Origin of the sequence: Roseovarius sp. BRH_c41 (assembly GCF_000961715.1) — a bacterium.
Classification (GTDB): Bacteria; Pseudomonadota; Alphaproteobacteria; order Rhodobacterales; family Rhodobacteraceae; genus Roseovarius.
Map to the genome: position 1 here is coordinate 1 of NZ_LADY01000018.1, position 20,007 is coordinate 20,007.

Genomic DNA, 20,007 nt, shown 5'->3' on the forward strand with positions numbered 1-20,007 from the left:
GCAGGCCGCCTGCGCCACCTCGCGGGCGCGCGCGGCGATGCAATAGCATCGCGTCTGCGGCAGGCTCTCCGGGGCCAGCCCGTCAATCCAGTCCGCAAATCCCGGATCACGCGGGCGCTGCCAGATCGCCGCCGCCTGTCCCGGCGCCGTCACATGATGCAGGATCGCAGGCCTGTCCCCCCGCGCCACTCCGCTGGCCAGCGTCATACCATGATCGCGCATCGCTCAGGCCGCCTCTGCCCGCCGCCACGCCGGAAAGGGATCGGGCAGATCGCGAAACGCCAGCGGATCGAATGCCGTCTCGCTCCCCACCAGCCCCGCATCAAGCGCCGCCGTGATCGCCGCCCGGTCCATGCCCGCGCCGATAAAAACCAGTTCCTGCCGACGATCGCCGAACGGCTCCGCCCAATGGCGTTTGACATAGTCGCGCGCCTGCGGATGACTGGGCCAGCGCGCCTCCGGCACCGAAGCCCACCATGTCCCCAACGGCCCGACCTTGCTCAGCGCCCCCGCAAGGCTGAATTCCGCCACCCATTCGGGCCGCGTCGCCAGCCAGAAATGCCCCTTGGCCCGGATCACACCGGGCAGAGGCCCATTCAGCACCGCATGCACCTTGGCCGGATCAAACGGCCTGCGCGCGCGATAGACAAAGGAACTGACGCCGTATTCCTCGGTCTCCGGCACATGATCGGCAAACCCGTAGAGTTCCTTGGCCCAGAGCGGATGCTCATGCGCGGTCTCGAAATCAAACAGCCCGGTGTCAAAGATCCGCATCGGATCGACCTGCGCATAATCCGTCTCGATCACCTGCGCATCCGGGTTGAGCGCGGCAATCACGCTGCCCGCGGCGTCCCGCCGGGTCGGCCCGGCATCGCTCACCTTGTTGAGCACGATCACATCGGCAAACTCGATCTGATCGACCAGCAAATCCACCAGCGTCCGGTCATCGCCCTGCCCGGCAACCTCACCCCGGTCCGACAGGAAATCATGGCTCGCATAATTCTCCAGCAGGTTGACGGCATCCACCACCGTGACCATCGTATCCAGCCGCGCGACATCCGACAGACTCGCCCCGCCCTCGTCGCGAAACTCAAAGGTCGTCGCCACCGGCAAAGGCTCTGACACGCCGGTCGATTCGATCAACAGATAGTCAAACCGCCCCTCTCCGGCCAACCTGCGCACCTCCTGCAAGAGATCGTCGCGCAGGGTGCAGCAGATGCAGCCATTCGACATCTCGACCAGCGTCTCATCGGTGTGGCTCAGATCCGCGCCACCTTCGCGCACCAGATCGGCATCAATATTCACTTCGGACATATCATTGACGATGACGGCCACCCGGCGGCCCTCGCGGTTGTTCAGCACGGCATTCAACAGCGTGGTCTTGCCCGCGCCGAGAAAGCCCGAGAGCACGGTCACAGGCAGGCGGGTATCGGTGGGGTGCATTTTGGCCTCCATGGTTTAATATGTTATATCATTACATCTACTGTTGACCCGCATGCAACCCGCTTTGGGGCTTGAACCCCGCGAAAAAGAGAACAAATGTGGACATCGAGCCAGAGGAACCGCCCATGCCCTATGCCCATTCCGACAAAACACCCTCGGTGCTGACCCATCCCGCGCCGGATGTGAAAAGCCGTGAGAAACTTGAAGGCGGCAGGCGGTTCACCCTCGCCACCACATTCGAGCCCGCAGGCGATCAGCCCACCGCCATTGCCGAACTGTCGCAAGGCATCACGGAAGGCGAGCGCAATCAGGTGCTCTTGGGTGCGACCGGCACCGGCAAGACCTTTACAATGGCCAAGATCATCGAGGCGACGCAGCGCCCCGCCATCATCCTTGCCCCCAATAAAACGCTGGCAGCGCAGCTTTACGGGGAATTCAAAGGATTTTTCCCCGAAAACGCGGTCGAATACTTCGTCAGCTACTATGACTACTATCAGCCCGAGGCCTATGTCGCCCGCTCCGACACCTATATCGAGAAGGAATCCCAGATCAACGAACAGATCGACCGGATGCGCCACTCGGCCACCCGCGCGCTTCTGGAACGGGACGACGTGATCATCGTGGCCTCTGTCTCGTGCATCTACGGGATCGGCTCGGTCGAGACCTATGGCGCGATGACCCAGGATCTCAAACTCGGCGAGAGCTATGACCAGCGCGCCATCATGGCCGATCTGGTGGCCCAGCAATACAAGCGCAACGATCACGCCTTCCAGAGAGGCAGCTTCCGGGTGCGCGGCGACAGCGTCGAAATCTTTCCCGCCCACCTCGAGGACCGCGCCTGGCGGCTGTCGTTCTTTGGCGAAGAGTTGGAGGCGATCACCGAATTCGACCCCCTCACCGGCGAGAAAACCGACACATTCGAGAAAATCCGCATCTACGCCAATTCGCATTACGTGACGCCCAAGCCCACGATGCAGCAGGCGATTATCGGCATCAAACGCGAATTGCGCCAACGGCTTGACCAGTTGGTGAACGACGGCAAGCTGCTGGAAGCGCAGCGGCTGGAACAACGGACCAACTTTGATCTCGAAATGCTCGAGGCCACCGGCGTCTGCAACGGCATCGAGAATTACTCCCGCTACCTCACCGGTCGCGCCCCCGGAGAGCCGCCCCCCACCCTCTTCGAATTCATCCCCGACAACGCCATCGTCTTTGCCGATGAATCCCACGTCTCGGTGCCCCAGATCGGCGGCATGTATAAAGGCGACTACCGGCGCAAGTTCACCCTCGCCGAACACGGCTTTCGCCTGCCCTCCTGCATGGACAACCGCCCTCTGAAGTTCGAGGAATGGGACGCCATGCGCCCGCAATCGGTCTTTGTCTCGGCCACTCCCGCCAAATGGGAGATCGAGCAGACCGGCGGCGTCTTTACCGAACAGGTGATCCGCCCCACCGGTCTCTTGGATCCGCAGGTCGAAATCCGACCCGTCGACATGCAGGTCGATGACCTGCTGGATGAGGTGCGCCGCGTTGCCGCCGATGGCTACCGCAGTCTCGTCACCACCCTGACCAAACGGATGGCCGAGGATCTGACCGAATACATGCACGAACAGGGCATCCGCGTGCGCTACATGCACAGCGACATCGACACGATCGAGCGCATCGAAATCCTGCGTGACCTGCGCCTTGGCGCCTTTGACGTGCTCATCGGCATCAACCTCTTGCGCGAGGGGTTGGACATTCCCGAATGTGGGCTGGTGGCCATTCTTGATGCCGACAAGGAAGGCTTCCTGCGCTCGGAAACCTCACTGATCCAGACCATCGGCCGCGCCGCCCGCAACGCCGAAGGCCGCGTGATCATGTATGCCGACCGCATCACCGGCTCGATGGAGCGGGCCTTGGGGGAAACCAACCGCCGCCGCGACAAGCAGATCGCCTATAATCAGGCACACGGCATCACCCCCGCGACGATCAAGAAGAATGTCGATGATATCCTGCAAGGGCTCTACAAGGGTGACGTCGACATGGCCCGCGTGACGGCCAAGGTGGACAAACCCCTCGCCGGGGCCAATCTCCAAGCGGTTCTGGACGGGTTGCGCCGCGACATGCGCAAGGCCGCCGAGAATCTGGAGTTCGAAGAGGCCGCCCGCCTGCGCGATGAGGTGAAGCGGCTGGAGGCGGTGGACCTGCTCATCTCCGACGACCCCTTGGCGCGGCAATCCGCAGTCGAAGCCGCGAGCGCCGAGGCCGTCAAAGGGCGCGGCCGCTCGACGGCGGGCAGGCCGGGACAAAGAGGCGGGAATGTGAAGCGAAAGGGACGGTAGGGTGCGCATTCATAGCGCACCAACCGACCTCACCCCCCGCCAAACCGGTGCGCCATAAATGCGCACCCTACGCCCCTGAACCACCCGCTCTCACCACCGTAGGGTGCGCATTCATCGCGCACCACCCGACCTCGCCCCCAACAAACCGCTGATCCGCTCGCATCTGCTCTTGCCTTCCAGCAGGGGGATGCTCGTATCTCACCCTCAGACACAACAACCGAGGATACGCCCATGCGTCTTGCCGCCCTGACCGCCGCTCTTATGGCCCTTGCCCTCTCGCCCGCCCTCGCCGACAGCCACGACCACAGCGGCCATACGATGCAGATGACCCACGACCTGCCCGCCTCGACGCAGGCCTATATGGAGGCGAACGCCGCCATGCATGGCGCGATGGATCTGGACTATACCGGCGACGCCGATGTCGATTTTCTGCGCGGCATGATCCCGCACCATGAGGGTGCCGTCGCCATGGCACGGATCGCCCTTGAACATGGCCAAGACCCAGAGGTCCGCAAACTGGCCGAAGCGGTGATTGCCGCGCAAGAGGCCGAAATCATCTGGATGCGCGAGCGCCTCACCCGAATGGGATACTGATCCCAGCCTATGAGAAAGAGGGCCAACCGGCCCTCTTTGCCGTAACCACGCTCTTGTGTCCCGAAACCGGGTACGGTTTGTACGCCCTGTACACAGCTCAGAGCTGCTCCATCACCGCATCCGAGGCCTCGAAATTGGTGGTGACGCGCTGCACGTCGTCATCATCCTCAAGCGCCTCGATCAGCTTCATCAGCTTTTGCATGCTCTCAAGGTCCATTTCGGTCGTGGTGGTCGGTTTCCACACCAGCTTGGTCGAGTTGCTCTCGCCCAAGGCCTCCTCCAGCGCCGAGGCGGCCTCACTCAGATCCGTGTCAGCACACCAGATAGTGTGGCCATCATCGCCCGACTCCACATCTTCTGCCCCTGCCTCAAGCGCGGCCATCATCACCGTATCCGCATCACCGACACTGGCGGGATAGGTAACCTCGCCCTTGCGCTCGAACATGAACGCAACGCTACCGGTCTCACCCAGATTGCCGCCGTTCTTGGTAAAGGTCGAGCGCACGTTGGACGCGGTGCGATTGCGGTTGTCGGTCATCGCCTCGACAATGATCGCCACCCCATTGGGGCCGTACCCTTCATAGCGGATTTCTTCATAATCCTCTGCATCGCCGCCCATCGCCTTTTTGATGGCGCGCTCGATATTGTCCTTGGGCATGGATTGCGCCTTGGCTTCCTTGATTGCCAGACGCAGACGCGGGTTCTTGTCCGGGTCCGGATCACCCATCTTGGCCGCGACCGTTATCTCTTTGGAAAACTTGGAAAATAACTTCGCCCGCACGGCATCCTGCCGTCCCTTGCGGTGTTGAATATTCGCCCATTTGGAATGGCCGGCCATGATGCCTTCTCCTGCATATCCGGGAATTTGACGCCTTTTATACGCTTGGCGCGCACAGGGCAACGCCCTGCCCCATCTCATCGCAGTTTGATTTACGTCAAGTTAAGTTGACACTTAGAAGTGTACATTAAATCATCAAACAGGGAGCCATATTATGCGCATCGTCTTGATCCACCCCAATTATCACTCTGGAGGGGCCGAGATTGCCGGAAGTTGGCCCCCCGCTTGGGTCGCCTATCTGGCGGGGCACCTGCGGAACGTGGGCTATACCGACGTCACCTTTATCGACGCCATGACCAACCATCTTGACGATGATAGCCTGCGCGACCGACTGCGCGACCTGAACCCCGATGTTGTGGGTGTCACCGCCATTACCCCATCGATCTATGTTGCTGAAAACATTCTCAAACTTGCGCAAGAGGTGGTGCCCGGTGCGCTCCGGGTGCTGGGCGGTGTGCACGCGACCTTCATGTACAAACAAGTCCTCTCCGAGGCGCCTTGGGTGGATGTCATCGTGCGCGGCGAGGGCGAGGAGATTTTCCTCAATCTGATCCGGGCTGCGGACAGTGGGAAATGGCTTGAAACACGTAAATCTATCAAGGGCTTGGCCTATTTCGACGGCGATACCATTACCGCCACCCCCGCCGCGCCAACGGTCAAGGATCTCGATGCGATCGACCCCGACTGGTCGCTTCTGGAATGGGAAAAGTACATCTACGTACCGCTCGGCAAACGGGTCGCCATCCCCAACATGGCGCGCGGCTGCCCGTTTACCTGTTCCTTTTGCAGCCAATGGAAATTCTGGCGCGATTACCGCGTGCGTGATCCAAAAAAAGTGGTGGATGAGATCGAGAATCTCGTCAACAACCACGGCGTCGGATTCTTCATCCTCACGGATGAGGAACCCACTATAAACAAAAAGAAATTCGTCCAGTTCTGCGAGGAACTGATCGCCCGCGACCTGCCGCGCCGGGTGCAATGGGGCATCAACACCCGCGTCACCGACATCTACCGCGACCGCGACCTCTTGAAATTTTACCGCAAGGCCGGTCTGGTGCATGTCTCCTTGGGCACCGAGGCGGCGGCGCAACTGAAACTCGATCAGTTCAACAAGGAAACCACCGTCGCCCAGAACAAGAAGGCGATTCAGCTTCTGCGCGAGGCGGATATCTTTACCGAGGCGCAGTTCATCGTGGGGCTCGACAACGAAACCCCCGAGACGCTTGAGGAAACCTTTCAGATGGCCTGGGACTGGCAACCAGATCTGGCCAATTGGGCGATGTATACGCCCTGGCCCTTTACGCCGCTCTTTCAAGACCTCCGCGATCAGGTCGAAGTCTTTGATTTCTCAAAATATAACTTTGTCACACCGATCATGAAACCCGCCGCCATGACGCGCGGCGAGCTGCTGGACGGGGTGATGAAGAACTACCGCCGCTTCTATATGCGCAAGGCGCTCTTTCACTATCCCTGGCGCGGCACCGGCTATCGGCGACGCTATCTGCTGGGCTGTCTCAAGGCGTTTCTCAAGGCCGGCTTTGCCCGCACCTTCTACGATCTGGGCAAGGCCGGGTATTGGGGGCCACAGACCAAGAACAAGGTGCATTTCGACTTTGACGAAACCCGCACTATCGCCGAGGCACAGATGGAGGATTGGGAGGCCAGCGCCGACCGTGCCGCCCGCGCGGCAGAGCGCCGTGAAGCGGTGCGCGCCCAGATGAAAGACCGCGCCATAGACCGCAACGAGGGCTTCAAGATGCCCAATGGCGCCGATGTCCGCGCCTGCGGCGGCAGCACGCAGCAGATGGATGCCTGACGGCAGTCATATGACCGCCCGCATCGGCCCCAATGCGGTGCTGCAACTGGCCCCCGCGATGGACCGTATCGCGGGTGAGGGCGCGCGCCGCGCGCTCTTTGCCCCCCTGGGATTTGACCCCCTGCCCGACCCGACGGCGATGATCGACGAGGCCCGCGTCGCGGCGCTGCACAGCGCGCTGCGACGGTATCACCCTGAAAACGCGCGCGAAATCGCCATTGCCGCAGGTCAGGGCACCGGAGATTATATCCTCGCCCACCGCATCCCGCACGCCGCGCAAACCCTGCTGCGTGCCCTGCCTGCGCGTGTCGCGGCGCCGATCCTGACCCGTGCCATTCTCGCCCATGGCTGGACCTTCTGCGGCACCGGCACACTGTCTGCAAGATCCGGCCCACCGGTGGTCTTTACCCTCGCCGACAACCCGATCATTCGCGGCGACCACGCCCCGGCCCCGCTCTGCGATTGGCACGCCGCCGTCTTCGAGCGGCTCTTTGCCGGGCTGGTTCATCCACGCGCCCATGCGATCGAATCCGCCTGCTGTGCCACCGGCGCGCCCGCCTGCCGTTTCGAGATCGACTGGCGCTGATGCACCGACGTTGATCTGGAGAGGAAGGGAACCATGCGCGCGGCGCTGCGTTATTCCATCACGCGTCAACCAAAGATGGAGAAACCGATGAACTGGGATATTATCAAAGGCAAATGGAAACAAGCCTCAGGTGCAGCCAAGTCCAAATGGGGCGAACTCACCGACGACGACCTGCAACAGATTGCCGGTGAGCGCGAGCAACTGGTCGGCAAGATTCAGGAAAAATACGGCATATCCAAGGACCAAGCCGAAAAAGAGGTGGATGACTGGTCGAGAAGCGTCTGACGCCTTCAGCATGTTACACTACCCAAAAGCGGTCGACATCGAGTCGGCCGCTTTTGTACTGTCTGGCGGACCGGAGCCTGCGTTCAAAGGAGTTGGTCGTCCTGCGCTCTCTGAGCAACTCACCGATTTACGGCAACGCGCCCCACGATGCGTCAGATGCGCGACAGTCTCCAGGTTGGAAAGAGCTTGGCTTGATTGAAATAGGCACAGGTGTCTTGGCCGGAGAAAAGGCCGTCGTGCTCAACAAGAACTGTCTGCCAGCCCCGCGCCGTTGCGCCCAGAATATCCGTGTGAAGCGTATCTCCGCACATGACTATCCGACCCGGTGAAATACCGGGCAATGAGGCTTCGATCATCTCGTAGACTGCGGGAAATGGCTTGCCGACAAACCGGATGTCGGGGATGCCGCGATCTGCGAGCCGATGACCAAAATAACCCGGCTCGAGAGAGAACCCGTGTTCGCGCGGGGCAACAAGATCTGCATTGGCGATGATCAGGGGTCTTGGCCGCTTGAGCAGCGACGCCTCCAAAAGCGCCTGTCGTTCCAGTGACCAGACCTCGGTCGATAGAAACAGGAATCCCTCGGCCTGATCATAGCTCGCAGGATCATCGACAAGGCGACGTGTGGGGACCGCGATGTCTGACAGATTGTCCTGTGGTGCGGCGATACATCCCCAGACTCTGCTGTCCAGATGTGCCAGCGTCGCGTCGCGGCTGGTGATGATCTCGTGATCCCTGACCCCCATGCCGAGGGTCCGAAATTTGGACACGGCCCCTGCATGGGTGTAACTGGCCGCGTTCGAGAGAATGCGGATCTGACAGCCGATGTCGCGCAATTCTCTCAGCCGTTGCGCGGCACCGGGAATCGCGGCCTCACCGATATTCAGCACACCATAGGCGTCAAAGACAAAGGCATCCGCATGTGCGGCAATGTCATGCAGTGAGCTGATTTCCGATGTTCCGTCTCGAGATCTGGCCAAAGGCAGGCGATGGCGCACAGCCTCGTAGCGGTCGAATATGGTCGCGACAGTATCCATCAGCTTGGCTGGTTCCCTGATTAGGTCGAACTGCGGGTGCCGCAGAACTGGAGATTACATCCAGCTTGGGGAAAACTTACAGTGCAGATAGAAAATTGAAAGTCCAAAACAACAAAACGACATTTCATACGGCTGTCACAATCGTAGGATAACGCTTTATTAGCTTGAACCCGGAGAAATACGCCAGTTTTCAGAATTGAGCGGATCTTGCTACCGCAAAACTGTACGCAAACTGCGCAAATAAATGTTGCTTTGTTGTATTTCGTGACCAACAATCGGGCAAAACCATGGAAACTGATATGGCGTCCAAGAAAAGCAGGCGACACGATCTGATCCAGCAGGTCGTTCAGGAACAGGGAGGAGTGAGCGTAGGCGCGCTCGCCGAGATGTTCGGCGTGTCGATGCAGACGATTCGCCGCGACCTCGATATCCTGTGCGATGGCGACACGCTGCAACGCTCACATGGACGCATCGAACTGGCGGAAGGACGGCGTAACACGCCGTTTGACCAACGCGCCGGCACAAATCTTGTGGGCAAGCGCGCCATTGCCAATGCTGCGGCGGCGCTGATCCCGAACGGGGCCACTGTCTTTATCTCCATCGGGTCCACCGTGCTCAGCGTGGCGCGGGCGCTGCATCGCAAGAAGGAACTGACCATCGTCACCAATAATCTCAGCGCGGCGATGGCGCTCAGCGAAGAGATTTCCAATCGCATCATCCTGCCGGGTGGGGAGCTTCGCCTGCCGGACCGCGATTTCGTGGGCGAGGAGGTGGTCGAGTTTTTTGACCGTTACCGCGCCGAATTCGCCCTCTTTGGAACGGCTGGTATCGGCTCGGAGGGCGAGTTGCTGGAGTTTCATCAGGCCGAGGTGCGCGCAACTCATCGTATGTGGCATCACGCGCGGAAATCCATTCTGGTCATAGACCACAGCAAGTTCGGGCGTCTGGCCCCCGCCGTTGGCGGCAAGATCACCCAGATTGACCACATCATCTGCGACCGCCCGCCCGCAGCGCCCTTTGACCGACTCGTCGAGCAGCTTGGGGACCGGATTACCTTTGCAGAGGATGCCGAATGATGTCGGATGCATTCGTCGAGGTTCAGAATGTCGCCAAGCGCTGGAATGGGCAGCTTGGGGTCGCGGACGTTTCCCTGTCGATCCCGCGCGGGTCCTTTGTGGCGCTGCTCGGCCCGTCCGGTTGCGGAAAATCGACCACGCTGCGGCTTCTCTCGGGATTGGAATTGCCAGATGAAGGGCGGATCATCATTGACGGCAAGGACGTGACCACGGCGGCACCCTCCGAGCGCAATCTGTCGATGGTGTTTCAGTCCTATGCGCTCTTTCCACATCTCAGCGTGGCGGAAAATGTGGTGTTCGGCCTCAAGGTGCGCCGGGTGCCCGCCGCCGAGCGGCGCGCGAAGCTGGCGCGCGCGCTCGAAATCACCGGGCTCTTGGGCTATGAGGCGCGCAAGCCGGGCGCGTTGTCAGGGGGGCAACGGCAGCGCGTGGCCCTCGCCCGCGCCATCGTGGCAAATCAGCCGCTTTGCTTGATGGATGAGCCGCTGTCGAACCTTGATGCCAAGCTGCGCGCGTCTGTGCGCAAGGATATCAAGAAGCTGCAACTCGATCTTGGGATCACCGTCGTCTACGTGACCCATGATCAAACCGAAGCCATGAGCATGGCCGATATCGTCGTGTTGATGAAGGACGGGCGCATCCAGCAGACCGGCGCGCCCGAGGATCTGTACTACCGCGCCGCCAATACCTTTGTCGCCGAATTCGTGGGCGCGCCGCCGATGGCGCTGATTGACGGCGCAGCGCTGCCCGGTTTCGAGCAGGCGACCAAGATCGGCCTGCGCGCAGAGAGCCTGCGTTTGGCTGCGCCGGGCAAGGGGCGTCTGACGTGCCGCGTTTCCGAATGTGAATTCTTGGGGTCCGAGACCTTCGTGGGGCTGACCCATCCCGGTGCGAATGGGTTGGTGATCGCAATGCCGGGATTGCGGAACATTCCGGCCGGAGACACGCTCGACATAGATTTCGCCGATGATGACCTGCATTTCTTTGACGTAGAGGGAAACAGGCTTCGGCATCCGAATGGCGTGACGGTGTGACGTCACGTTGGAAAGACCGTCTTTAATTCTTGGGAGAAAATCATGAATACTATCAGAAAGATCACTCTGGCAACCGCTTTGGCGACGCTGACCGCCGCGCCGGTGGCCGCGCAAACCGAGTTGACGATGTATTACCCGATTGCGGTGGGCGGTGCGCTGACCGAGGTTGTTGATGGCATCGCCGCCAAATTCGAAGAGGCCAACCCAGACATCAAGGTCAATGCGATCTATTCGGGCAATTACGATGACACGCGCGTGCGCGCGCTTTCGGCCCTTGCCTCGGGAGAGCCTGCGCAATTGGCGGTGATGTTTTCCATCGACGCCTATGACCTGATCGAGCAGGAAAAGATTGTGGCCTTCGAGGATATCGAAGGCGTGGACCAAGGCTGGCTCGACAGCTTCTATCCCGCGCTGATGGCCAATGGCCGGATCGAGGGCAAGACGTGGGGCATCCCGTTCCAACGCTCGACCATCGTGGCCTATTACAACAAGGACATGTTCCGCGCCGCGGGCCTTGATCCTGAGGCCCCACCGGCGAGCTGGGACGAGATGGTCAGCATGGGCAAAGCCCTGACCAAGGATGGCACCTACGGGCTGATGATCCCCTCGACCGGCTATCCCTATTGGATGTTTCAGGCGCTCGCCATCCAGAACGGCAAGGAGCTGATGTCCGGCGACGGGCTCGAAACCTATTTCGACGATCCGGCCGTCGTCGAGACACTGGAATTCTGGAAATCGCTCTCGACCGAGCATGGCATCATGCCCGAAGGCACGGTTGAATGGGGCACGCTGCGTCAGGCCTTTCTCGAAGGGCAGACCGCGATGATGTGGCATTCCACCGGCAACCTGACGGCGGTCAAGAACGAAGCCAAATTTGATTTCGGGGTGTCGGTGCTTCCGGCGAATGAGCGGCCCGGTTCGCCCACCGGCGGGGGCAATTTCTATGTCTTCGAGGACACCACAGACGAAGAGCGCGCCGCAGCCCTCAAGCTGATCGCGTTCATGACAGCGCCCGAACAGGCCGCCGAATGGTCGATCGCGACCGGCTATATGGGCGTGTCGCCTGCGTCCTATGAAACGGACGCGCTCAAGGCCTATACCGCAGAGTTCCCGCCCGCACTGGTGGCGCGCAACCAGCTTGAAAACGCCGTTGCCGAATTCTCGACCTTCGAAACAGCGCGCGTGCGCGATGGGCTCAACAACGCCATTCAGGCGGCCTTGACGGGCAGCAAATCGCCCGCCGATGCACTGGCCGAGGCGCAGGACGCCGCCGAGCGGCTATTAAAAGACTACCGCTGATCCGTCGACCGCTCCGGCGGTTCGCCGGCGTCGGGCATCCGCCCGGCGCCGGCATATGACAAGGTAAAAGGCCGAACATGGCAAGTCACGTGAACACCGAACGCCGCAGACAGGCGATATACGGATGGCTCATGCTGTCGCCTGCCGCGATCCTGCTCGCGACATTTGCCTTTTATCCGTCCTTGGCGACGCTCTGGACCAGCATTTTCAGCCGGGACACGCGGCGCAAGCCCAGTGAATTCGTGGGCACAGAGAATTACACCGACCTCTTCGCCGATCCAACCTTTTGGAAGGTGGTGACGAACAACCTGATCTATGCGGGTGCTACGATTCCCATTTCCATCGCGATTGCCCTTGGCATGGCGCTTTGGGCCAATTCCAAGATCCCCGCACGCGGCTTTGTGCGCACCGCCTATTTCACGCCCACCGTGCTGCCGATGATCGCCGCCGCAAATCTGTGGCTGTTCTTCTACACGCCGGGATTGGGTGTTCTGGATCAGATCGGCGCGCTCTTTGGTCTGCCGTCTGTCAATTGGCTGGGCCAGCCGGAAACCGCACTTTGGGCGGTGATCATCGTGACGATCTGGAAAGAGGCGGGGTTTTTCATGATCTTCTATCTCGCCGCCCTTCAGACCATTCCCGAAGACCTCAAAGAGGCCGCCGATATCGAGGGGGCGAGCCGCTTTACCTACACGCGGCGGATCGTGCTACCGCTCCTGATGCCGACCACGCTCTTCATCATGGTCAACGCCCTGATCAACTCGGTCAAGCTGATCGACCACCTCTTTATTCTGACCAAGGGCGGCCCGAACGACGCCTCAAAACTGATCCTCTATTACATCTGGGAAATGGCATTCGCCTTTTTCGATGCACCGCAGGCAGCGGCGATGACAATCCTTGTGCTGTTGGTGCTTGGCCTCGTGGCGGGGATCAAGTTCACCATTCTCGATAAACGGACCCATTACCAATGAGCGGCCTGTCCCGACATCTCGAGACCTTTGGCGCGCTGCTTCTGGCCGTAATCTGGATCTCGCCGCTGGTATTCGCCTTCTGGGCCGCGTTTCACACGACCTCGGACGCGGTGAATTTCAACGTCGCCGCCCCATGGACGATGGACAATTTCCGCACCGCTTGGGCCGGTGCGCCGTGGCTCAAGTATTTCCTCAACACGTTCCTTCTGGTGACGGTCATCCTGATCGGACAGTTCTTTGTCACGACGCTGGCCGGGTTCGCCTTTGCTCAGGTGCGGTTTCCGGGGCGCGATGTCGTGTTCATTCTGGTGTTGATGCAGCTTTTCATTCTGCCCGAAGTGCTGATCGTCGAGAATTACGTGATGATCTCGCGCCTTGGTCTCTTCGATACGATCCTCGGGGTGGGCATGCCCTATATGGCGTCTGCCTTTGGCATTTTCCTGATGCGTCAGGCCTTCAAGGGCGTGCCGATTGAATTGCACGATGCGGCCCGTGTCGAGGGCTGCGGCTGGTTCGGCATCCTTTGGCGGGTCTATGTGCCCCTCGCGCGGCCCACCTATCTCGCCTATGCGTTGGTGTCGGTCTCGACCCATTGGAACAACTTTCTCTGGCCGCTCATTGTCACCAACTCACCCGACACAAGGCCCCTGACCGTGGGGCTGTCGATCTTTGGTGCGCCCGAGAATGGCGTGAACATCAGCGTGATCTCGGCGGCAACACTCATGTCCGTGGCCCCCTTGTTGGTCGCCTTCCTCGTCTTTCAACGACAGTTTGTGCAGGCATTTCTGCGCACTGGGATCAAATAGAGCATGGCGCGTTTTCTCCACCTGTCGGATCTTCATGTTGTCCCCGAGGGTCAGTTGGTCTCCAGTCAGCTCGACACAGCCCGCCTGTTGCGCCTGGCCATAGACACGCTCACCACACGGCTTGATGCGATTGGGCCAGTTGATGCGGTTCTTGTGACCGGGGATATCAGCGATGATGGCAGCACCGAGAGCTACGAGATTGCGCGCCGGGACTTAATGCGACTGGGACACAGGCTGCTTGTGGTGCCGGGCAATCACGATGGTCGAGAGACATTCAGAGCCGCGTTTTCCGACCTGCCCGAGATGCGGCCAACCGGCCTGATCGACTGGATCGCCGATATCGGGGACACGCGCGTCATCGGCCTTGATACGCTGATCGAAGGCAAGGGCGGCGGCGTTTTGCGCGACGAAAGCCTCGCGCTCTTGTCCGAGGCTCTGTCCACGGCAGGAGGCAGACAGACACTGGTTGCGCTGCATCATCCACCGCTGCAGACCGGACTCCGGTTCATGGATGCTATCGGTCTTGAAAATCCCAACGCTCTAAGGATTGTTCTGGATCAGCATGATGCGCCGGTCCGGGTGCTCGCGGGTCATGTGCACGGCGTCTATCATGGGCTTCTGGGACGACATCCGGTTGTGACGGCCCCGTCCTGCTGTAGTGCATTCGCTCTGGACCTGCGCGAGGATGCGCCGGTTGGGTTCATGACAGGTCCGACGGGATGCGCGCTGATCGACACGGGTGCCGGTGGGGTTTGGACCGAATTGCCGTTGCGCCATGGCGAGGGCCCGTTTCGGTTCTGAGATGGCGCGGTCGCAGACCGGCATCGGCTCTATCGATGCGGCCGACACCTCAAGCGGATATGTAACGTCCCCCTGAACGAAGACGTGGCAAGAGAGGTTTCCGGGCGGCGTGCGCAAATCAAAGGATAAGAGCTTTCCGGTCGTTCAACGAAAACCGGAAAGCTCAAAGAGGGTTGCCGAACGATCAGAACAAGAAATCTGCGGCGTCGATTTGGTCCGCATCAAGGCCTGCAAGCAGGATGCTGCCCCCGGTGCCAGTGATCACAGCCCCCTCGCCGGTGTCCGTAATTGTGAGATCCGAGAAACTCAGCCCCCCCTCGAAGACCAGCAGATCAACCCCGTCCTGAAAGTCGCTCACTGTATCGGCACCATCAGAACTGGCAAAGACAAACACATCCGCGCCAAATCCTCCGGTCAGCACATCGTTGCCCTCACCGCCGCGCAACGTGTCCGCTCCGGCTCCACCGTCCAGGGTATCGTTGGCCCCGCCCCCAAACAGGAGGTCATCACCAAGACCGCCCTGAAGCAGGTCAGCACCCAGTCCTCCGTCAATACTGTCGTCGCCTGCCCCACCGTCGATGTCGTCCCGGCCTGCGCCACCGTTGAGTGCGTCTTGTCCGTCTCCACCCAGAATCGTGTCATGGCCGATGCCGCCGTTGACGCTATCGTCACCACCGCCAGCGGCAATCACGTCGTCCCCAGAGCCGGCATGTATCGAATCCACTCCAACTCCGCCGCCAATCGTGTCGTTACCGCTGGCACCAAAGATTGTATCGGCCCCGGCTCCGCCTGCGATCCAATCGTCACCCGCCCCGCCCTTCAAAAGATCGTCGCCTTGTCCGCCAGCCACGCCGTCATTGCCGTCACCGCCGTAGAGACTGTCGTTGCCCGAGCCTCCCCGGAGAACATCGTCCCCCTCACCGCCACCGATCACATCGTTCCCGGTGTCCGCCGTTAGGACATCGTCACCGCTGCCCCCAGCAAGGAAATCATCATCCAGTCCGCCGCCAAGCGTATCGTTCCCGGTCCCGCCATTGAGCGTGTCCGATCCAGACCCACCACCGAGACTGTCATTACCGTCCTCGCCCAGCACCATATCATTGCCTGAGCCGCCGCCCAGCGTGTCATCCCCGTTGCCACCGAACATGGTATCGTCACCGGCGAGACCGTTGAAAATATCTGCTCCAACGCCCCCGACGATCGAGTCAGGACCCGGTGTAGCGATGGGTTGCGAGGTGTCGTTCTCCTCGACATCGGTGATGGTCAACAACAGCCCCACCGTATCTTCTACACCTGTTCCGAGTGTGGGGTCGTTCACCGTAACACTGACCTGCAACTCTGCATCACTCTCGAAATCCAGCGCTGCACCAGCCGCCAGAAAGAGCTCTGCACCTTCGATTTCAAACAGCGCCGCATCTGCGCCCAAGAGGCCCAAAACCGCCTCGCCAAGGCTATCATCGGTCACGATGATATCGGCCACCTTGATCCGATTGGATGTGTCGGCATCTTCCGGCAGGCTCATCAACACGTTGTTGAGCGCAACCGTCGGCGCATCGTTGACCGCCGTCACTGTCAGGCTGGCCGTGACCGCCTCGGTGGTCGCGGTGCCGTCAGTCACCGTGTAGGTGAATTCCGCCGCCCCGTTGAAATCCGCATCGGGCGTGAAGGTGACCGTGCCGTCGCCGTTGAGCACTGCCGTGCCGCCGGTGCCCGAGGTCACGCTGGCGATGCTCAGGGTGTCGCCGTCGACATCGCTGTCATTGCCAAGCAGATCCGCCGCCGCATAGGTGATCGCAGTATCCTCGGCCGTCGCGGTCAGCGTCTCGCCACTGGCAACCGGCGCATCGTTGACCGCCGTCACGTTGAGGCTGGCCGTGACCGCCCCGGTGGTCGCGGTGCCGTCGGTCACCGTGTAGGTGAACTCCGCCGCGCCGTTGAAATCCGCATCGGGCGTGAAGGTGACCGTGCCGTCGCCGTTGAGCACAGCCGTGCCACCGGTGCCCGAGGCCACGCTGGCGATGCTCAGCGTATCAACGTCGACATCGCTGTCATTGCCAAGCAGATCCGCCGCCGCATAGGTGATCGCGGTATCCTCTGCCGTTGCGGTCAGCACTTCGCCTGCCACCACCGGCGCATCGTTGACCGCCGTCACTGTCAGGCTGGCCGTGACCGCCTCGGTGGTCGCGGTGCCGTCAGTCACTGTGTAGGTGAACTCCGCCGCGCCGTTGAAATCCGCATCGGGCGTGAAGGTGACCGTGCCGTCGCCGTTGAGCACAGCCGTGCCGCCAGTGCCCGAGGTCACGCTGGCGATGCTCAGCGTATCAACGTCGACATCGCTGTCATTGCCAAGCAGGTCCGCCGCCGCATAGGTGATCGCAGTATCTTCGTTGGTGGCGGTCAGCGTCTCGCCGGTTGCCACCGGCGCGTCGTTGAGGCCGTTGAGTGTGATGGTGACTGTGGCGGTGTCGGTGCCATTGAGCGTATAGGTAAAGCTGTCCGTGCCCTGCGGAGTGGCACCGCCAGCCCCGCTCAAGGCTTCGAATGCACCGTTCGGATCATAAGAGAACGTGCCGTCGTCATTGACAAGCAAAAGAGCACCAGACGCAAGGGTCACCTGCGTTCCGACATCCGCAGCCTCTCCGTTGACCGCAGTAATGAGCAGTGAATCGTTTCCATCGACATCCGCCGTTGTGGGATTGGCATCGAACAGGCTGAGCCCGGCCCCGATTGCCGTCGCTTCGTCGGTCGTGAATGCGTCATCGGCTGCATCGGACAAGGTAAACTCGACCGCACCGGCCTCTAGCCCGCTACCGAGCAGCCGCACACCGCCATCAGCAGCAATCGAAAGGGTCTCGGCTCGATCCCCGTCGGCATCGGCATCCGCCGTATCAAGCGGCAGATAGGCGACATCGCCAGCATTGATCAGCACCGAGCCAATCTGCGGCGCAAGGGTTTGGACCGGACCGCCATTGTCGGCCAACGCCCCAAGACCGAGATCGGCAACATTCGTCAGGTTGCCCGCACCATTGGTAATACTCGGAGCGTCCTTGAAAACGCTGTTATAGGCAGAGGCCAGAGAGCCGCCAACAATTCCATCAACCGCCGAATTGTAGATGTTGACTGTACCGGCGGCGAACACCGCCGTATCACCCTGCAGGGTACTGTTCGTAATCGACAACTGACCGGCGATGGCCCCGACACCGTTCAAGCCAACACCGCCGGTTTCGGTGTTCCCGGTCACCGTGACATTGAACAGGGTTCCGATACCATCGGCACCCGAAACTTCAAGGGCAGTGACGTATTGCGACGCGTTGCCAGTGAAGGTCGAATTGACGACGTTGGCGGTGCCGTAAATCGTCATGCCACCCGCGGCAAGGTATGATGCCGAGTCGCGGACCGTGGAATTCACCAAGGTCATGCTTGTGTCCGCGCCCGAAAATATGGCACCGCCGCGGTCTTCAGCCGTGAAGCCGTTGGTGATGTCGAGGCTTCGCAATTCCGCGCTGTTGCCCGCCCCAGAGATCATAAAGACCCGGCTGGCATCGTTGCCGCTGATCGTAATGTCGGCGGCCAGATCCCCGTCAATATCCCCATTGATTATGACACCATCGGCGTCGGTCAACTCGAGGACGCCTTGCGTCAAGACAAGCGTGCCCCCAGCCAGCGACGCGTCGAATGTGACGGTGTTTTCTCCCGCCAGACTGTCGGCAAAGGCGATGGCTTCGCGCAGCGAGATAACACCGTCGAACTCGTCAACGACATCGTCGAGCGTGGTGACAACCAACTTGGACAGATCCGGTGTAAGTTCAAACGCGCCAAGATCGCGCGCGCTGCCGTTGGTGTTCACAAAATTCGAATCGTCAAAGGCTTCAATGCCGCGCGCGTCCGTTGTCGGCGCACCCGCAGTCGCTTGGTCAATTGCGGGGTTGGTCGGATCATCGAGAAGAGCGACCGTTTCAAGACCGCCGCCATTGTCCGCGAGCAGACCGCCGCCCGTGACAGGGTCAACGGCAGCAAAGATCTCCGCAGATGAAAAGCCGCTGACGATAGAGTTGACGGTGTTGGTGGTTGCTCCGGCCTCGGTGACAATGTCACCGCCGCTGTTGCCGATCACGATCGAATCCGTGATCGTGAGAGTCCCGTCATAATTTTGGATCCCGCCTCCGGTCGTGGCCGAGTTTCCAGTAATCGTGACATTCGTCAGCGTTGAGGGGCCATAGCTGTACATCCCACCGCCGCCAGCATTGCTGGTATTGCCACTGATCGTGACATTGGTAAGCGTTGCCTCGCCGATGCTCGTCAATCCACCTGCGGAAAATCTGGTGCTGTTGGAAACGTTATTGGAAATTGTGGCATTCGAGAGAATGATGGTCCCAAAGCTGAAAATACCGCCGCCATATTCCGCAAAATTGTCACTGATCGTCCCGTTCCGAAAGTCGAACGTGCCGCTCGACACATAAACAGCGCCCCCGGCGTTGTCTGGACCACTGGTGCCCGGCGGGTTCCCGTTCACCAGGTTAACGCCGTTGATGATGGCCGTGCTGTCATCCTGCCAGAAAATGCGGCTCTGATTGTTCCCATCGAGCGTCACATCCGCTGTGCCATCCCCATCAACGTCCCCGTCGATTGTCACATCTGATGTCAGAACCAGATGCGTTCCAGCGAGCGTGATCGTTCCGCCGGTCTCAAACGCGTCCCCCGTTTCGGATGCGAAAACAATGGTATCTGCGCCGGGATTTGCCCCTTCGTCATTGGCAAGAGCCAAAGCTTCGCGCAGGGATAGCCCGGTGCCACCAGGTGTACCAACGCTCGCACCGACGTCATTTTCGTCCTCAAGAGTCGTGACTGTAAAGGTGGCCATGGGTAATTCTCTTTCTTAATTTTAGGCAACGCGCGCGCGAGCGCGTGTCGGGTATTGCGATTGGGATGTGATGCACAAAAAAGCAGAACTCGAGAGACTGTCACTAAAATAAAGAGACAAAGTCTCTACTCAATCTGATGTCAGAAAGCTGCGGCGCGGTTGCGCCGTCACCTTTGCAGGACCGGTATGAAGCGTGGCAAAGCCGAGTGCAATAGGATATCCATATCTCGATCCAA

16 protein-coding genes are annotated in these 20,007 nt (G+C 60.4%); 11 read left to right on the forward strand and 5 right to left on the reverse strand.

Annotation, left to right across the window (positions count from 1 at the left end; all coding sequences use genetic code 11):
- On the reverse strand, positions 1-222 hold a 222-nt coding region (locus VR71_RS04630; protein WP_045681639.1), incomplete at its 3' end, for a DUF1826 domain-containing protein.
- A gap of 3 nt (positions 223-225) precedes the next feature.
- Positions 226-1,443 carry a GTP-binding protein gene (locus VR71_RS04635; RefSeq protein WP_045681720.1) on the reverse strand — a complete coding sequence of 406 codons (1,218 nt, stop codon included), beginning with the start codon at positions 1,441-1,443 and terminating at the stop codon, positions 226-228.
- A gap of 125 nt (positions 1,444-1,568) precedes the next feature.
- Between VR71_RS04635 and uvrB the strand changes: the two genes are divergently transcribed.
- Together uvrB and VR71_RS04645 are read left to right on the forward strand one after the other, a co-directional pair.
- Complete coding sequence (gene uvrB / locus VR71_RS04640) at positions 1,569-3,767, forward strand: excinuclease ABC subunit UvrB (protein WP_045681723.1); 2,199 nt, start codon at positions 1,569-1,571, stop codon at positions 3,765-3,767.
- Positions 3,768-3,998: 231 nt separating this feature from the next.
- Positions 3,999-4,361: a DUF305 domain-containing protein gene (locus tag VR71_RS04645; protein ID WP_045681641.1), complete on the forward strand. Its 363-nt coding sequence runs from the start codon at positions 3,999-4,001 to the stop codon at positions 4,359-4,361.
- Positions 4,362-4,458: 97 nt separating this feature from the next.
- Here the strand turns inward: VR71_RS04645 and VR71_RS04650 are convergent, their stop codons facing one another.
- Positions 4,459-5,199 (reverse strand): YebC/PmpR family DNA-binding transcriptional regulator, encoded by a 741-nt coding sequence (locus VR71_RS04650; protein ID WP_045681643.1) that lies wholly within the window; start codon positions 5,197-5,199, stop codon positions 4,459-4,461.
- 154 nt (positions 5,200-5,353) lie between these two features.
- On the opposite strand from VR71_RS04650, the gene bchE reads away from it, so the two are divergent.
- From bchE to VR71_RS04665, 3 genes are all read left to right on the forward strand, one after another.
- Positions 5,354-7,015, forward strand: coding sequence for a magnesium-protoporphyrin IX monomethyl ester anaerobic oxidative cyclase (gene bchE, locus VR71_RS04655; protein ID WP_045681645.1), 1,662 nt, complete (start codon positions 5,354-5,356; stop codon positions 7,013-7,015).
- Positions 7,008-7,601 carry a bacteriochlorophyll 4-vinyl reductase gene (bchJ, locus tag VR71_RS04660; RefSeq protein ID WP_045681725.1) on the forward strand — a complete coding sequence of 198 codons (594 nt, stop codon included), beginning with the start codon at positions 7,008-7,010 and terminating at the stop codon, positions 7,599-7,601. The genes bchE and bchJ overlap by 8 nt, the downstream gene beginning before the upstream one ends.
- A gap of 87 nt (positions 7,602-7,688) precedes the next feature.
- On the forward strand, positions 7,689-7,886 hold the full coding sequence (locus tag VR71_RS04665; protein WP_045681727.1) for a CsbD family protein: 198 nt from the start codon (positions 7,689-7,691) through the stop codon (positions 7,884-7,886).
- A gap of 152 nt (positions 7,887-8,038) precedes the next feature.
- Here VR71_RS04665 and VR71_RS04670 read toward each other — a convergent pair whose 3' ends face one another.
- A complete protein-coding gene (locus tag VR71_RS04670; protein ID WP_045681647.1) occupies positions 8,039-8,923 on the reverse strand; it encodes an HAD-IIA family hydrolase in 885 nt (294 codons plus the stop codon).
- Positions 8,924-9,222: 299 nt separating this feature from the next.
- On the opposite strand from VR71_RS04670, the gene VR71_RS04675 reads away from it, so the two are divergent.
- The 6 genes from VR71_RS04675 to VR71_RS04700 all read left to right on the forward strand — a co-directional run bounded on the left by VR71_RS04675 (position 9,223) and on the right by VR71_RS04700 (position 14,910).
- Positions 9,223-9,999, forward strand: coding sequence for a DeoR/GlpR family DNA-binding transcription regulator (locus VR71_RS04675; protein ID WP_045681730.1), 777 nt, complete (start codon positions 9,223-9,225; stop codon positions 9,997-9,999).
- Positions 9,996-11,033 (forward strand): ABC transporter ATP-binding protein, encoded by a 1,038-nt coding sequence (locus VR71_RS04680; RefSeq protein ID WP_045681649.1) that lies wholly within the window; start codon positions 9,996-9,998, stop codon positions 11,031-11,033. Before VR71_RS04675 ends, VR71_RS04680 begins: the two co-directional genes overlap by 4 nt.
- A 42-nt stretch (positions 11,034-11,075) precedes the next feature.
- Complete coding sequence (locus VR71_RS04685; protein ID WP_045681651.1) at positions 11,076-12,332, forward strand: ABC transporter substrate-binding protein; 1,257 nt, start codon at positions 11,076-11,078, stop codon at positions 12,330-12,332.
- A gap of 77 nt (positions 12,333-12,409) precedes the next feature.
- Positions 12,410-13,303, forward strand: a complete 894-nt coding sequence (locus VR71_RS04690; RefSeq protein WP_009818023.1) for a carbohydrate ABC transporter permease — start codon at positions 12,410-12,412, stop codon at positions 13,301-13,303.
- Positions 13,300-14,109, forward strand: coding sequence for a carbohydrate ABC transporter permease (locus tag VR71_RS04695; protein WP_045681653.1), 810 nt, complete (start codon positions 13,300-13,302; stop codon positions 14,107-14,109). The genes VR71_RS04690 and VR71_RS04695 overlap by 4 nt, the downstream gene beginning before the upstream one ends.
- A gap of 3 nt (positions 14,110-14,112) precedes the next feature.
- On the forward strand, positions 14,113-14,910 hold the full coding sequence (locus VR71_RS04700) for a phosphodiesterase (RefSeq protein WP_045681655.1): 798 nt from the start codon (positions 14,113-14,115) through the stop codon (positions 14,908-14,910).
- A 184-nt stretch (positions 14,911-15,094) separates the two neighbouring features.
- On the opposite strand, the gene VR71_RS24635 is transcribed toward VR71_RS04700, so the two are convergent.
- On the reverse strand, positions 15,095-19,771 hold the full coding sequence (locus VR71_RS24635; RefSeq protein WP_296429873.1) for a cadherin-like domain-containing protein: 4,677 nt from the start codon (positions 19,769-19,771) through the stop codon (positions 15,095-15,097).
- Between the last annotated feature and the right edge of the window lie 236 nt (positions 19,772-20,007).

Coding starts and splice junctions, on each gene's coding strand:
- VR71_RS04635 (WP_045681720.1), bottom strand. CDS start 1,443: ATGCACCCCACCGATACCCGCCTGCCTGTGACCGTGCTCTCGGGCTTT.
- VR71_RS04685 (WP_045681651.1), top strand. CDS start 11,076: ATGAATACTATCAGAAAGATCACTCTGGCAACCGCTTTGGCGACGCTG.
- VR71_RS04670 (WP_045681647.1), bottom strand. CDS start 8,923: ATGGATACTGTCGCGACCATATTCGACCGCTACGAGGCTGTGCGCCAT.
- uvrB (WP_045681723.1), top strand. CDS start 1,569: ATGCCCTATGCCCATTCCGACAAAACACCCTCGGTGCTGACCCATCCC.
- VR71_RS04665 (WP_045681727.1), top strand. CDS start 7,689: ATGAACTGGGATATTATCAAAGGCAAATGGAAACAAGCCTCAGGTGCA.
- VR71_RS04680 (WP_045681649.1), top strand. CDS start 9,996: ATGATGTCGGATGCATTCGTCGAGGTTCAGAATGTCGCCAAGCGCTGG.
- VR71_RS04650 (WP_045681643.1), bottom strand. CDS start 5,199: ATGGCCGGCCATTCCAAATGGGCGAATATTCAACACCGCAAGGGACGG.
- VR71_RS04675 (WP_045681730.1), top strand. CDS start 9,223: ATGGCGTCCAAGAAAAGCAGGCGACACGATCTGATCCAGCAGGTCGTT.
- VR71_RS04700 (WP_045681655.1), top strand. CDS start 14,113: ATGGCGCGTTTTCTCCACCTGTCGGATCTTCATGTTGTCCCCGAGGGT.
- VR71_RS24635 (WP_296429873.1), bottom strand. CDS start 19,771: ATGGCCACCTTTACAGTCACGACTCTTGAGGACGAAAATGACGTCGGT.
- bchE (WP_045681645.1), top strand. CDS start 5,354: ATGCGCATCGTCTTGATCCACCCCAATTATCACTCTGGAGGGGCCGAG.
- VR71_RS04695 (WP_045681653.1), top strand. CDS start 13,300: ATGAGCGGCCTGTCCCGACATCTCGAGACCTTTGGCGCGCTGCTTCTG.
- VR71_RS04645 (WP_045681641.1), top strand. CDS start 3,999: ATGCGTCTTGCCGCCCTGACCGCCGCTCTTATGGCCCTTGCCCTCTCG.
- bchJ (WP_045681725.1), top strand. CDS start 7,008: ATGCCTGACGGCAGTCATATGACCGCCCGCATCGGCCCCAATGCGGTG.
- VR71_RS04690 (WP_009818023.1), top strand. CDS start 12,410: ATGGCAAGTCACGTGAACACCGAACGCCGCAGACAGGCGATATACGGA.